11 protein-coding genes are annotated in these 14476 nt (G+C 71.5%); 10 read left to right on the top strand and 1 reads right to left on the bottom strand.

The genetic code is table 11. The features are described from left to right. The 10 genes from AC08OV_RS18470 to AC08OV_RS18425 form a co-directional block, all read left to right on the top strand. Positions 1–1955: VirB4 family type IV secretion system protein (locus tag AC08OV_RS18470; RefSeq protein ID WP_476620018.1), on the top strand; the 1955-nt coding region annotated here is incomplete at its 5' end. Between the two features lie 13 nt (positions 1956–1968). Beyond that, a complete protein-coding gene (locus tag AC08OV_RS18465; RefSeq protein ID WP_476620017.1) occupies positions 1969–4494 on the top strand; it encodes a DUF8128 domain-containing protein in 2526 nt (841 codons plus the stop codon). A gap of 16 nt (positions 4495–4510) precedes the next feature. After that, the gene (locus AC08OV_RS18460) at positions 4511–5527 is read left to right on the top strand and encodes a replication-relaxation family protein (RefSeq protein WP_476620016.1); all 1017 of its coding nucleotides are present in this window, start codon (positions 4511–4513) and stop codon (positions 5525–5527) included. A gap of 57 nt (positions 5528–5584) precedes the next feature. Beyond that, positions 5585–6493 (top strand): C40 family peptidase, encoded by a 909-nt coding sequence (locus tag AC08OV_RS18455; RefSeq protein WP_476620020.1) that lies wholly within the window; start codon positions 5585–5587, stop codon positions 6491–6493. 272 nt (positions 6494–6765) lie between these two features. Further along, positions 6766–7524 (top strand): TnsA-like heteromeric transposase endonuclease subunit, encoded by a 759-nt coding sequence (locus tag AC08OV_RS18450; protein WP_476620015.1) that lies wholly within the window; start codon positions 6766–6768, stop codon positions 7522–7524. Beyond that, a complete protein-coding gene (locus AC08OV_RS18445) occupies positions 7521–9566 on the top strand; it encodes a transposase (protein ID WP_476620014.1) in 2046 nt (681 codons plus the stop codon). Before AC08OV_RS18450 ends, AC08OV_RS18445 begins: the two co-directional genes overlap by 4 nt. Then, positions 9566–10615, top strand: coding sequence for a TniB family NTP-binding protein (locus tag AC08OV_RS18440; protein WP_476620013.1), 1050 nt, complete (start codon positions 9566–9568; stop codon positions 10613–10615). The genes AC08OV_RS18445 and AC08OV_RS18440 overlap by 1 nt, the downstream gene beginning before the upstream one ends. Positions 10616–10617: 2 nt before the next feature. Continuing rightward, positions 10618–11430 carry a TniQ family protein gene (locus AC08OV_RS18435; RefSeq protein ID WP_476620012.1) on the top strand — a complete coding sequence of 271 codons (813 nt, stop codon included), beginning with the start codon at positions 10618–10620 and terminating at the stop codon, positions 11428–11430. A gap of 312 nt (positions 11431–11742) precedes the next feature. Next, a complete protein-coding gene (locus AC08OV_RS18430) occupies positions 11743–12426 on the top strand; it encodes a TnsA-like heteromeric transposase endonuclease subunit (RefSeq protein WP_476620011.1) in 684 nt (227 codons plus the stop codon). Continuing rightward, the gene (locus tag AC08OV_RS18425) at positions 12423–13100 is read left to right on the top strand and encodes a helix-turn-helix domain-containing protein (protein WP_476620010.1); all 678 of its coding nucleotides are present in this window, start codon (positions 12423–12425) and stop codon (positions 13098–13100) included. The genes AC08OV_RS18430 and AC08OV_RS18425 overlap by 4 nt, the downstream gene beginning before the upstream one ends. Positions 13101–13272: 172 nt before the next feature. Here AC08OV_RS18425 and AC08OV_RS18420 read toward each other — a convergent pair. Then, the coding region (locus tag AC08OV_RS18420; protein ID WP_476620009.1) for a WD40 repeat domain-containing protein at positions 13273–14476 on the bottom strand (1204 nt) is incomplete at its 5' end.

Raw genomic sequence — 14476 nt, 5'->3', positions numbered from 1 at the left:
CCCGCCGGCCGCTCCGAGGGCGGTTCCCGCCGGCCAGCACGACCCACGCGACGAAGGGGACACGCCCGATGAGCAGACGAGCCCGACGCCGAGCCCTCGCACAGGCCCACTATCCATCCCCACGGCCGGTGGACGCCGCGGCGGCGTTGGTCCCGGACGCGCTGTCGGTCGCGCCCCGCCACCTGGACGTGGGCGGGGACTTCCTCGCCACGATGGCGATCACCGGCTACCCCCGCGAGGTCCACGCCGGCTGGCTCGCCCCGCTGCTGACCTACCCCGCCCGGGTCGACGTCGCGGCGCACATCGAGCCGATCGACCCGGTCACCGCGGCCAACCGGCTGCGCCGGCAGCTGTCGAAGCTGGAGTCCGGCCGCCAGCTCGGCGACGAACGCGGCCGGCTGGTCGACCCGCAGGTCGAGGCGGCGACCGAGGACGCCTACGACCTGTCCGCCCGCGTCGCCCGCGGCGAAGGAAAGCTGTTCCGCCTCGGCCTGTACCTCACCGTCCACGCGAGCAGCGAAAGCGAGTTGGCCGACGAGGTCGCCGCGGTACGGGCGCTGGCAGCCAGCCTGCTGCTGGACGCCAAACCGGCCAGCTACCGATCCCTGCAAGGCTGGGTCAGCACCCTGCCCCTCGGCCTGGACCAGGTGCGGATGCGCCGCACCTTCGACACGGCGGCGTTGAGCGCGGCATTCCCGTTCACCTCCCCCGACCTGCCGCCCGCCGATCCGACCTCGCTCGCCCCGAGCGGGGTGCTCTACGGGCTCAACGTCGCCAGCAACGGGCTGGTGCACTGGGACCGGTTCGGCGACGTCGACAACCACAACGCGGTCATCCTCGGCCGCTCCGGTGCCGGCAAGTCCTACCTGGTCAAGCTCGAACTGCTGCGCTCGCTGTACCGGGGTATCGAGGTCCACGTCGTCGACCCGGAAGACGAGTACGCCCGGCTCGCCGCCGCGGTCGGCGGGACCTACCTGCACCTCGGTGGCGACCGGGTGCGGATCAACCCGTTCGACCTGCCGATCCAGACCACGCCCGACGGGCGTCGGACCGCGCCGCGTGATGCGCTGGTGCGCCGCTCCCTGTTCCTGCACACCGTGATCTCCGTCCTGGTCGGCCAGCTGACGGCGGCTGAACGGGCTGCCCTCGACGCGGCGATCACCGCCACCTACCAGGCGGCCGGGATCAGCTCCGACCCGCGCAGCTGGAGCCGGCCAGCGCCGCTGCTGACCGACCTGGCCGCGACCCTGGCCGGCTCCACCGACCCGGCGGCGGGGGCCCTCGCCGCCGGTCTGCACCCGTTCATCGCCGGGGCGTTTTCCGGTCTGTTCGACGGGCCGAGCACCGGCCGCGGCGACGGCCACCTGGTCGTCTACTCGCTGCGCGACCTGCCCGACGAGCTCAAAGCCATCGGCACACTGCTCGTCCTCGACGCGGTATGGCGACGGGTCTCCAACCCGGCCGACCGCCGCCCCCGCCTGGTCGTGGTCGACGAGGCGTGGCTGCTGATGCGCCAGCCCGCCGGCGCCGACTTCCTGTTCCGCATGGCCAAGTCGTCCCGGAAGTACTGGGCCGGGCTGACCGTCGCGACCCAGGACACCGCCGACGTGCTCGCCAGCGATCTCGGCAAGGCGATCGTCACGAACGCCCCCACCCAGATCCTCCTGCGCCAGGCACCGCAGGCCATCGACGAGATCACCGCCACCTTCGACCTGTCCCAGGGCGAACGCCAGTTCCTGCTGTCCGCCGACCGCGGACAAGGACTGCTCGCGGCGGGCGCCCAGCGGGTCGCCTTCCAGGCCCTCGCCTCCGGGGCCGAACACGCCCTGATCACAACCGATCCGGCCGAACTCGCCGCGGACCTGCCCGACGGGGACGACGACGGCTTCTTCGACCTCGCCGCACCGGACGACTCGGCCGATCCCGACGGCCAGATCTACCTCGACCCCGCCTGACCGCCGTAGCCGGATGGAGATCGTCACCATGGATCTGCTCGCCGCGGCGGCCACCACACCGTCGTCGCCGCTTGCCACCTACCTGACCGACCCCTGGGGCTTCCTCCACCAGATCCTCGGCCAGCTACGGGCGTGGGCACTGACCTGGGGCCTCTTCGCCGCCCCGCTGCTCGCCGCCACCACCGCCGGCCTGCTCACCCTGCGCCGGCGGATGCGCCGCCGCTACCAGCAGCGGCTCATCGCCGGCGCGCGCCTGGTGACCGTGCTGGCGCCGCCCACCGTCGATCCGGCGGGCGCGGGCGCGCTGTGGGCGAACCTGCTCGGCCTGCTACGCCCGTCCTGGCGACGCCTCGTCGGCCAGCCGCACCTGGTGTGGGAGTACCTGTTCGACGCCGACGGGGTCCGCATCCAGATCTGGGTGCCTGGCGTCGTGCCTGCGGGCTTTGTGGAGCGGGCCGTCGAGGCGGCCTGGCCCGGGGCGCACACCCGGTCCGCCCCCGCGCGAGCGCCGCTGCCCGTCGTGGCCCGGCCCGGCCGGCGGCTGCTCGCGGCTGGCGGGGAGCTGCGCCTGGCCCGGCCCGAAGCGCTGCCGATCCGCACGAATCATGAGGTCGATCCGGTCCGCGCGCTGCTCGCCGCGCCTGGCGGGCTGGCCCGGACCCAGCGGGCGGTCGTGCAGATCCTGGCCCGTCCCGTCACCGGCCGCCGCGTCGCCAGGGCACGCCGGGCGGCCCGGCGGGTGCGCGCCGGCGGCTCGGCCACGCTGATCGGCGGCCTGCTCGACCTGCTCACCCCCCACACGGGCCGGGCCCGGCGCACCCGTCGGACCCCCGCGCCGGTGAAGGTCGACCATCAGACCTCCCTCGCGCTCTCGGCGGAGGACCGCGCGATCGTCGCCAAGGGCCGCGGCGCCCAGTTCGAGGTTCGCGTCCGCTACGCCGTCGTCGCCGTCCTCGACGACACCGCAGATGAGGAGACCGTCGGCCGGGTCGGCGGGCAGCTACGCGGCCGGGCACACGCGATCGCCTCGGCGTTCGCCGCCTACGGCGAGCACAACTACTACAAGCGCGCCCGGCTGCGCCACCCGCTGCCCGTCCTCGCCGCCCGCCAACTCGGCCGCGGGGACCTGCTGTCGGTCGCCGAGGTCGGCGTACTGGCCCACCTGCCGGTCGACGAGGCGACCCCCGGCCTGCAACGCGCCGGAGCCAAAGCAGTCGCCCCGCCACCCGGCGTCGCCGCGGCCGGTCCGAACATCCGCCTGCTCGGCCGCTCCGACGCGGGTCATGCCCGTCCGGTCGGTCTGCGGGTTCCCGACGGTCGCCATCACCTGCACATCCTCGGCGCCACCGGCTCGGGCAAGTCCGAGCTGCTCGCCCGCATGACCTTGGACGACGTCGCCGCGGGCCGGGGTGTGGTCAACGTCGACCCGAAGGGCGACCAGATCATCGACATCCTCGCCCGCTACCCGACCGACGCCGTCGACCGCCTCGTCCTGTTCGACGCCGAATCGTCCAGTCAGCCCCCGTGCCTCAACCCGTTGGACCAGCCCGACCGGGCCCGCGCCGTCGACAACCTCGTGTCGATCTTCTCCCGGGTCTACCACGAGTCCTGGGGTCCACGGACCGACGACATCTTCCGCGCCGGCCTGCTTACCCTCGCCGCCCAGCCCGAGGTCCCCGTCCTGACCCAGCTGCCCAGGCTCCTGACCGACGTCGCCTACCGGAAGCGCCTGGTCGGCGAGATCGAGCAGGGAGCCGACAACGCGATCCTGGCCGGTTTCTGGCAGTGGTACGAGGCCCTGTCCGAACCGGCGCGGGCACACGCCGTCGCCCCCCTGATGAACAAGCTGCGCGGCTTCCTGCTGCGCCCGTTCGTGCGGGCGGCGATCGCAGCCGGCCCCTCGACGGTGGACATGGACGCCGTGCTCAACGACGGCGGAGTGTGCCTGGTCCGCATCGCCCAGGACGCCCTCGGCGTCGAGACCGCCGCGCTGATGGGCTCGATCGTCGTGTCCGCTGTGTGGCAGTCCACCACCCGGCGCGCTCGCATGCCCCAAGGCAGGCGGCCCGACGCCAGCCTGTATCTGGACGAAGCACACAACTTCCTCACGCTTCCGTACGCGCTGGAGGACATGCTCGCCGCCGCCCGCGGCTACCGGCTCGGCATCACCCTCGCGCATCAGAACCTCGCCCAGCTGCCCCGCCATCTCGAAGAGAGCATCGCGGCGAACGCCCGCAGCAAGATCTACTTCACGATGTCGCCGGCCGACGCGAAACGGCTCGTCCGCCACGTCGAGCCCCGCCTGTCCGAGCACGACCTGGCCAACCTCGGCGTCTTCCACGCCGCCGCCCGCCTCGTCGTCACCGGCGAAGAAGCACCGGCCTTCACCCTGCGCACCGAGAAGCTACCCGCCCCGGTACCGGGCCGGGCCGCGCAGATCCGCCGCGAGCTGCGCCGCCGCTCGCCCGCCCCCGCGCCGCCGCCGCCGGACCCGACGGCCCCGCAGGCACAGGCCGATCCCCGCCGATCCGCCCGCTGACCACCACGGAGTTCTCATGGTCGCCTACCCGCAGCCCCAGCGTGCCCTGCGCATCCCGCCCCGCGCCCCCGGCCGGATCGTCGCGGACGCCGCCCTGGTCACGTTCCTCGCCCGCCACCTCTCGCCCCGCGACCGGTGGATCACCCGGCTGGTCCATGAGCACCGGGTGTTGACCACCCACCAGATCGTCGAGGCCGGCTGGACCAGCCGCCGCGGCGCGAACCGCCGGCTGCGGGAGCTCTACCAGTGGCGGGTCCTCGACCGTTTCCAGCCCCTCGTCCCCGTCGGGCAGGGACGGCCCCCGGCGCACTACGTCTGTGACATCGCCGGCGCCGCCGTGCTCGCCGCCGAGGACGGCATCGAGCTGAAGCAGATCGGCTACCGCCACACCCGCGCGATGGCCGTCGCCCACTCGCTGCGTCTGGCGCACACCGTCGCCGTCAACGGCTTCTTCACCGCCCTGATCGCCCACGCCCGCCAACCCACCCCACCCGGCACGCTGACCGCCTGGTGGTCGGAGACCCGCTGCCTGCGGTCGTTCGGGGACCTGGTCCGCCCGGACGCGTACGGACGGTGGAAGTCCGCCCGGGGCGAGATCGAGTGGTTCCTCGAACTCGACTGGGCCACCGAGCAGCTGGGCCGCCTCGCCCTCAAGATCGGTGACTATGGGCGACTCGCGGCGGCGACGAGGATCAGCACCCCGGTGCTGTTCTGGTTCCCCACCACCCAGCGCGAGACCAACGCCCGCCAGGTCCTGGCCACGGCGCTGAGCGGGCTCGATCAGCCCGACATGGTCCCGGTCGCCACCACCGCCGCCACCCTCGCCCCCGCCGAGGCCCAGCTCGATCCCACCCTTGCCCGCTGGCTGCCTCTGACCGGTACCCGTGCCAACCGACTTCGCCTCGACCAGCTCACCCGCGCCTGGCCCCGGCTACGACCCCCCGACCCCGTCGACGGCCGCTCGGGTGACACCCCGGCCCGGCCGGGCCTACGCCCGCCCGCGCCGATGCCACCCGAGAAGTACCGGGGGTGAGCGGCCACGAGCAAGTACCTCGCCGCCGCCATCGCCACGGTCGTCCTGCTCATCGTGATGATGGGCGCCGCCGCCGCACAGATGGCCGAACGCGTCCTGTGCGCACCCGTCATCGGCTGGTTCCTCGGCTGCTCCAGCGGCGGCAGCCCCAGCCAGACCGCGCTCGACGACATCCCCGCCGACTACCTGAACCTCTACATGCAGGGCGCTGCGACCTGCCCCGGCCTGTCCTGGACGACCCTCGCCGCCATCGGCAAAGTGGAGTCTGATCATGGTCGGAGTCGGCTGCCGGGGGTGGTCAGCGGCACCAACAGTGCCGGGGCCGGCGGGCCCATGCAGTTCCTCGCCGCCACGTTTGCCGAGGTCGTCGCCCGCCACCCGCTACCGGCGGGCGGCGCGAACCCGCCGTCGCTCTACAACGCCCACGACGCCGTTCACGCCGCCGCGTTCTACCTGTGCGACAACCACGTCGCCACCGACCTGACCGGCGGTCTGCGGGCGTACAACCAGGACGATTCCTACGTCGCGCAGGTCGTCACCCAGGCCACCCAGTACAGCTCCACCAGCGGCTTCGCCGCCGACACCGCCCCGTCCGACGCCGGCTACGCCGCCGTCCTCTACGCCCAGGGACAGATCGGCCTTCCCTACCTGTGGGGCGGAGACGGCCCGACCGAAGGCGGCTGGGACTGCTCCGGCCTCACCCGCGCCGCCTACCTCGCCGCCGGCATCGACCTGCCCCGCACCGCCCAGACCCAGTACGAAGCCGGACCCGTGGTCCCACCGGGGGAACCACTCCAGATCGGCGACCTCGTCTACTACGGCACCGCCACCAACATCCACCACGTCGCGATCTACATCGGAAACGGCCAGATGATCAGCGCTCCAGGGCAGGGCCAGGTAGTGCACGTCGCCCCCTACAGGTGGACGGGAGACGACTATTTCGGGGCGACACGTCCGGGAATCTAGGATTTTGTAGGTTCTCAACAAAGATGGCAGTTTCGCAAAAGAGATGTCGCCGATCTGTCGCCGACCGACAGATCGGTGAGAAGTGGCTCGGCGTGGCTGTCCGGTCCCGGTGATCTCGGGTACGTCCCGCTGATCGGCGTTGGATCTGGCAGTTCTCGGGCTACGTGGCCAGCGCGCGGGCGGTATGACCGTTTCGTTGCTGCTTGGTGTTGCAGCGGGTCCCGTTTGAACTGGCTTTTCTCACTGGATCTTGCGTGTGCCAGGGTTGCGCCATGGGTGACGTCACGGGCGCGCAGGGTGCTGTGTCGTCGGCTGCTGGCGAGTTCGAGCTGAGCTGGCTGGAAGCCGGTCGCGAGGTCCGTGGGCCGCTGGCGTCCGCGAGCGCGGTCGCGTTCGAGGAGGTCGCCCCGGTGAGGGACTTTCCGTCCTATCGGGGGCAGCGGCATTTCCCGGGGTTGTACTGGTCGGCGACGACGGGCGGCCACGTCGGGTTCGAGTCCTGGTTGGAGCGTGACCACGCGATGCTGCTGGACTTCGACCCGCAGGTGGTGGGGTTCGCGTCGCAGCCGTTCTGGCTGCGTTGGCGGGCCTGCCCGGCTGAGCGGATGCGGTCACACGCTCCGGACTACTTCGCTCGCGCGGCTGACGGTTCTGGGCTGGTGGTGGACTGCCGGCCCGAGGACCGGGTGGATGAACGATCAGCGGAGTCGTTCGCCGCGATGCGGCGAGCGTGCGAGCTGGTCGGATGGTCGTATCGGCTGGTCGGCTATCTCGACGGGGTGCGGGTGACCAACCTGCGGTGGTTGGCCGGCTACCGCCATCCTCGGTATGGCGAGCCTGCGGGTCTGGCGGAGGCGGTCGTGGCCGCGTTCGCGGTGCCGGCGCCGCTGACGGGGCAGGCCGCGACGGTCGGTGACCCGATCGCCGTGCTGCCGGTGCTGTTCCACCTGCTCTGGCGCGGGCGTCTGACAGCGGACCTGTCCGCGCCGTTGAGTGATCGGACGCTGGTGCGCCGAAGCGAGCGCGGATGAGTGGCACGGGCCCGCGCGGGGTCCTGCGGGTCGGGAACCGGGTCCGCGTCGAGGGGCGGGTGCAGACGGTGGCGGGGCTGGCGGGCACGACGGTCACGCTCGTCGACGAGCGCCAGGTGGCGTCCTTGGTGATGTTCTCGTATCTGGTCGGCGCCGAGGGCTTCGAGCTGCTGGATTCCCGGCCGGACGCTCCCGGCCTGCCACCGTTCGGGTTGTTGGACACCGTCCCGGATGGGGTGCTGGCGCGGGCGCGGTTCTTCGAGCGGCACCTGGCCGAGGTGGAGACCGGCCTGCTGCCGGACGCACCGGCCGGGACGAAACCTCGCCCGGAGCTCGACCCGGCCTGGCGGACGCTGCGGGAACGGATCGCGGCGAAAGCCGCGGAGCTGACGGCCGCGGGCACACCGGTGTCGGACAGGACACTGCGGCGCATGATGGACCGGCGGCGGGAGCAGGGAGTCTGGGGCCTGGTCGACCGGCGGGCCACCCGCTCCTCGGGGCCGGCGGGCGGGCGCAGCGACGAGCGGTTGGTAGCGGTGGTGCGCGAGGTGCTCGCCTCCCAGCAGGACGCCTCGACCGGCACCCGCGGCAGGGTGATGCGCCAGGTCGAACGGCTCCTGGTGCAACGGCACGGCGAGGGCGTGGTGCCGATCCCCTCTAAGTCGACGTTCTACCGGCTGGTCAACGACCTTGCCCAGGGACGGCACAGCTTCGACCAGGCGACCACGCGCAGGTCGCAGGCACGGCGGCCGGAGGCGCCGTTCACCCCGACGGGAGCGGCCCGGCCAGGGGAGATCGTCCAGATCGACACGACCCCGCTGGACGTGCTCGCGGTCCTCGACGACGGGGTGACCGGCCGGGTCGAGCTGACGATCGCGGTCGACGTCGCCACCCGCAGCATCTGCGCCGCGGTGCTACGGCCGGCGGGCACGAAGGCGGTGGACGCGGCGCTGCTGCTGGCCCGGATGCTGGTGCCGGAACCGCTGCGGCCAGGGTGGATCGACGCGCTGCGGATGTCGGCGTCGCTGATCCCGCACGCCCGCCTGATGGGCATCGACGCGCGCCTTGAGCACGCTGCGGCGAAACCGGTGATCGTCCCGGAGACGATCGTGATCGATCACGGCAGGGTGTTCGTCTCCGAGACGTTCCTGACGGCGTGTCGGACGCTGGGCGTCTCGGTGCAGCCAGCGCGGCCGGCGACCCCGACCGACAAGGGCGTCGTCGAGCGGACCTTCTCCTCGATCAACACGCTGTTCTGCCAGCACGTCGCTGGCTATGTCGGGTCGAACGTCACCGAGCGGGGCGCCGGTGTCGAGGCCGTCTGGACGCTGCCCGAGCTCGCCGACCTGTTCGCCGAGTGGATCATCGCCTGCTGGCAGACCCGACCCCATGATGGGCTGCGCACCCCGTTCCTGCCCGAGCGGGCGCTGTCTCCGAACGAGACCTACGCGCTGCTGGTGGCCCGGTGCGGCTATCTGCCGGTCTGTCTCGACGGTGACGACTACGTCGAGCTGCTCCCGGTGGAATGGCGGAAGATCAACGACTACGGGGTCCGGATCGACTACCGCACCTACGACTGCCCGGAGCTGGGCCCCTACCGGCGCCAGCCGTCAGGCGTCGAGCTGCGTGGTGGTCTCTGGGAGGTCCACCACGATCCCTACGACCTCTCCCATATCTGGGTCCGTGACTCCCGGGCAGGCGGTTGGATCACCGTTCCGTGGACCCAGCTGGGGTCGGTGTCGGCGCCGTTCGCGGACTTCACCTGGCGGCACGCCCGCGCGCTGCTGGCCGCCCGCGGCCAGGACGACACCGACGAGCGGGCCGTCGCCGCGGCCGTCGAGGACCTGCTGACGCGCGCCCTGACGGGCCCGGACCGGCGGGTCGCGGCACGAACCCGCGCGGCGGCGACCTTCACGCCGATGCCACCTCGCCCGGCCGGCGGCCCGGCGGCACCTGCCACCGAGGAACCCGCGCCCGACGAGCCCCCGGCACCGGTCGTCCCGTTCGGGGTGTTCGATGCCTTCACCGACGGGGCCCGGTGATGAGCCACCTGGCCGGCCTGGACGACGTCGGTCTCCCGTTGACGACCAAGGAGGGATGGGCTGCGTTCGTCGGCGAGGTCGTCGCGCCGCCGGTCGTGCTCGCGCCGGCGGCGCTGCAGCGGCTGACCGAGGCGGAGCGGCGGGACTATGACGCGGCCCGCGAGGACTACCACGCCCAGCTGGTCATCGTGTCCACGCCGACGATCCGGCACGTCGCCACGACCGGCCGCGCCCGCATCCAGCTCAACCGCCGCCAGCACTCGGCGCGGCGCGGCCTGATCGTGTCCGGACCCGCCGGCACGGGGAAGACCACCGCGATCACCCAGCTCGGGAAGAACTATGAGCAGCTCACCCGCCGCCGCGGCGAACTGCCACCGGGCGGCCTGCCAGTGATCTACCTGACGGTCCCGCCTGCCGCGACCCCGAAGATGCTCGCCGTCGAGTTCGCCCGCTTCCTCGGCCTCCCGCTGCCCGCGCGGATGAACCAGATCGACATCACCAACCGGGTCTGCGATCTTCTCTGCACCCTCGGGTGTCGGCTCGTGCTCCTCGACGAGCTACACAACCTCGACATCAGGACCAGGATCGGCGCGGAAGCATCGGATCAGATCAAGTACCTCTCGGAGCACGTCCCGGCGACTTTCGTACTGGCCGGTGTCGACATCGAGGGCACCGGTCTGTTCACGGGACGTCGCGGCGGGCAGATCGCCAGCCGCTACAGCGTCATCCCGACCAGCGCGTTCCGCCACGCCACCACGCCCGAACGCGACGCCTGGCGGGCGCTCGTCGCCACCCTGGAAGACGCGCTGCGCCTGCACGCCCACCGACCCGGAACCCTGCTGAGCCTCAGCCCCTACCTGCACGAACGCACCGGCGGGATGATCGGCAGCCTGTCGCACCTCATCCGCGAAGCCGCGCTGACAGCCATCACCACCGGAACCGAGAAGATCACCAAGAGCACGTTGGACGCCATCGCGCTCGACGAGGCCGCCGAGGAACAGAACCCCTCCCGCCGACGCAAACACCGCCACGCCCCGACGCGGCCATGAACATGACGGCCCGGGTCCGGACCCTGCCGATCACACCGCCGCCGATATCCGGCGAGACCATCGGCTCGTTCCTGCACCGCCTCGCCGACGACAACCGCACCACCGTCGCCACCCTCGCCGTCATCCTCGGACACAGCCATCGCTACCAGCGCGCCGACGACACCACCGACGGCTGGCCGCCCGAAGCGCTGCCCCGACTCGCGGCCCTGACAGGCAGGAACGTCCTCACTCTCCAACACGCGCTGCCCGCGTTACGCACCGTCGGCACCGACGCCCCCGGCCATCCATCCGCCAACATCCCCGACCGGCCCGTCCGCCTGGCCTGCCGCCTCTGCGCGGCCCGCCGCGGGGCCCACGGAGTCGTCCTGCGCCGCACCGCCGACCACGAATGTGTCTGCCCCACACACCGGCGCTGGCTGAACACCGGCGAACAGCTCGGCCTCACCGCGCTCCCCGAAGTGCTCCAGGCCAACAAACGACACCGCCGCCTCCCACGAGGCCACGACACCGACTACCTGCAGGCCGCGCAGCTGACCAGCGGCTGGTATTTCCAGACAGACGGCCCACCCGAGCTCCGCCACCGCTGGGACCGCCGCCTCGCGGCCTTACCCGCCGACCCGTTCGGCGATCCCTACAGGCCCTCCCACGCACGCGTCGAGCTCGTCGCCTATCCCGAAAGCGTCACCCTCACCAGCCTGTTCGCTTCCGCGCACTGGCAGGCGAACGATCTCCTACCCGCCGAAGCTGGCCGCCGCCTCGGTATCCCGAACCGCGACCTGACCACCGACCTGCCTCGAAAAGGCCAACTACCGTGAGAATCAGGCCGCCTGAGTCCCAGAACACCTGTCCCACGCCTGGTCAGAACCACAAGCGCAGACATGATCATCGGGACTAGCTCGACACGCCAACCGCCCGGCCCACACGACACACCGACCGGCCCTTGCAGATTCCCACTCGAACCCGTCCAACCCCAGGTCAAGACTTGATCACCAGACATGATCCTTGGGAACGGACAGTGGCGCCCTCGGGTTCGGCGTGCGCGGTGTAACCATGATCGGGTGGTTGGCGGTTCGTCGTGGTCTGGGCGACGTGTCCGGGTGCGGTACCGGTCGACAGCCGGGACCGAGGTGGACACGACGTTGGACCGTGTCGCCGTGGAGGATCTGGTCGAGTGTCTGCCGGTGCGGGAGTTCCGCTGGTACAGGGGCCGCGAACACTATGGCTGGTGCTGGTCGTCTACCGTCGGCCGTCTGGTGATCTATGAGAGTCGCCTTGAGCTCGCCCGGATCATGCTGGCGGACTTCGACCCGGATGTGGTGGGGATCGCGGCGCAGCCGTTCCAGCTGGTCGGCTCGGATGGGGATCGAATCCGTCGGCACGTGCCCGACCTGCTGCTCGTGAACAGCGACGGCGCGGTGACCGTGGTGGATGTCAAAGCGCCGCGCAAACGAGACGACCCAGAGGTGCGGGCGTTGATGGCGTGGACGCGGGAGACGATCGCGCCACGCGGCTGGGCGTTCGAGGAGTGGTACGGCGCATCGTCGGGGCTGCTGGCCAACGTCGCGTTCCTCGCCGGCTACCGACGAAGAGCGATCATCGAGGAGGGGCTGATACCGCAGGTGCGCCGGGCAGCTGCCGAGGGAGCAGCGATCGTGGACGTTGAACGGTCCGTGCCGGCTCATCCCGCTGTGGTCCGGCCCGTCGTGTTGCACCTGCTCTGGCGGGGCGAGTTACTCACCGATCTGGCCGTTCCCCTCGATGGGACCAGTGTGGTTCGCCTGTCGCACCCGGACTTGGTGGTGGCCGGATGAGGCAGGTGGTCACGCTGCACACCGGAGCGCGGTTCACCTTCGACGGTGAGCTCGTCGAGGTGGTACAGCTTGACGGCGCCAGAATCACCGTCCGCGACGCACAGGACCGGTGGCGCACCGTCGGCCTGACGGCCTTCCTGACCGGAGCCACACCAATGGTCGCTGGCGACGGCGGTTCGGCGGCGGTGGGAGCCAGGTTGGCGGCGCTGTCGGACACCGAGCAGCGGGCGCTGAGTGAACGGGCCGGCCATGTCCGTGAGCTTCTTGCCGGTTACCGCTCCGGGTCTGCTGACGCGCCGCGCCCGGGGGAGCCTCGCGCCGAATACGACCCAGCCACGCCGCTGCGTGCTCGCCAGGACGCAAAGGCCCGCGAACTCGGCCTGTCAGAACGGACGGTACGTCGGTGGGTGCGCTCCTACCGCGAGGCCGGGGAGGCGGGACTGCTCGATGCTCGGCGGGTGAATGGCCACGGCAGCGCGGTGGATCACCGCTACCAGCTCACCGACGACGGCCGCCGCCACGCACTCTTCCTCACCCGCCTACACAACCGCGTCCTGGCAGGCGGCCTCGCCGACCTCGCCAGGGCCAACGACCCACCACCCCTACGCCGCGCCGCGAACGCCTACGACAAGGCACTCGACAACCGCCTGCTCAACGCCGGACTGGCCACCTGACCAGCAAGCCACCCAACAAGTTGACCAGGCAGCACAAACTTGACTCATCCTCACCGACTTCGCCGGTCAAGGCGCCTAGATATGGCGTTTGGATGATCATGATCGAGTGCCCGTCTGCTGTCCGAAAGCGTTTGACGGAGCAGTTCGATCGCCTTGGCCGTGGTCGTAGCTGTCAGGGGGAGGACTGGCGGGGGCAGGTATCGCGGTACGGCTCGTCAGGCATGTAGCGGGCCCATTCCTGTTCGTCCAGGCCGCGGCCGACGCGTTGGCAGGCCACCTGGACCGCGTCGTTCCGCAGGTCTTGGAGCGCTTCGACGTCCCACAGCCGCATCGTGGTGTCGTCGCTGGCGCTGGCCAGGACCCCGTCCGGACTGAACGCGACATCCCAGATCTCGTCGGTGTGGCCCGTGAGCGGTTCTCCGATTTGGTGGGGAGCGGCCGGGTCGCTGGTGTCCCATAGCCGAATTGTTCTGTCGCTGCTGCCGCTGGCCAGCAGCCCATCCGGTCCAAACGCCACGGCCTGGACCGAGCTGGTGTGCCCGGTGAGCGGGTCGCCGACCTGGCGAGCCGCCGCCGGGTCGCTGACGTCCCACAGCCGTACAGTTCCGTCGCTACCGCCGCTGGCCAGCAGCCCATCCGGGCCGAACGCCACCGCGTAGACCTCGTCACTGTGGCCTCTGAGCGGGTCGCCGACCAGGCGGGGCGCAGCCGGGTCGCTGACGTCCCACAGCCGTACAGTTCCGTCGCTGCTGCCGCTGGCCAGCAGCCCATCCGGGCCGAACGCCACCGCGTAGACCTCGTCACTGTGGCCTCTGAGCGGGTCGCCGACCTGGCGAGCCGCCGCCGGGTCGCTGACGTCCCACAGCCGCACTGTTCCCTCGCTACCGCCGCTGGCCAGCAGCCCATCCGGATCGAAAGCCACGGCCTGGACCAAGCCGGTGTGCCCGGTGAGCGGGTCGCCGACCTGGCGAGCCGCCGCCGGGTCGCTGACGTCCCACAGCCGCACTGTTCCGTCGCTACTGCCGCTGGCCAGCGGGCCGTCCGGACCAAACGCCATCGCAAGGATCGCGTTTTTGTGACCGGTGAGTGGGTTGCCGAGCGGGCGAGCCGCTGCCGGGTCGCTGGTGTCCCATAGCCGCACCGTCCCGTCGAAGCCGCCGCTGGCCAGCAACCCATCTGGACCAAACGCCACCGCCCTACTGGTGTTGCCAGTATGCGACTCGCCGATCTGACGGGGCAGGGCCGGGATGCTGGTGTCCCACAGCCGCACAGTGGCGTCGCTGCTGCCGGTGGCGAGTCGTCCGTCCGGGCCGAATGCAACTGCACGAACCGAGCCGGTGTGACCGGTGAGTGGGTTGCCGAGCGGGCGAGCCGCT

The organism is Frankia sp. CeTa3Moorea (assembly GCF_978021225.1).
The sequence above is the reverse complement of the archived record's forward strand: the minus strand, read 5'-3'. Positions and strand labels throughout refer to the sequence as shown.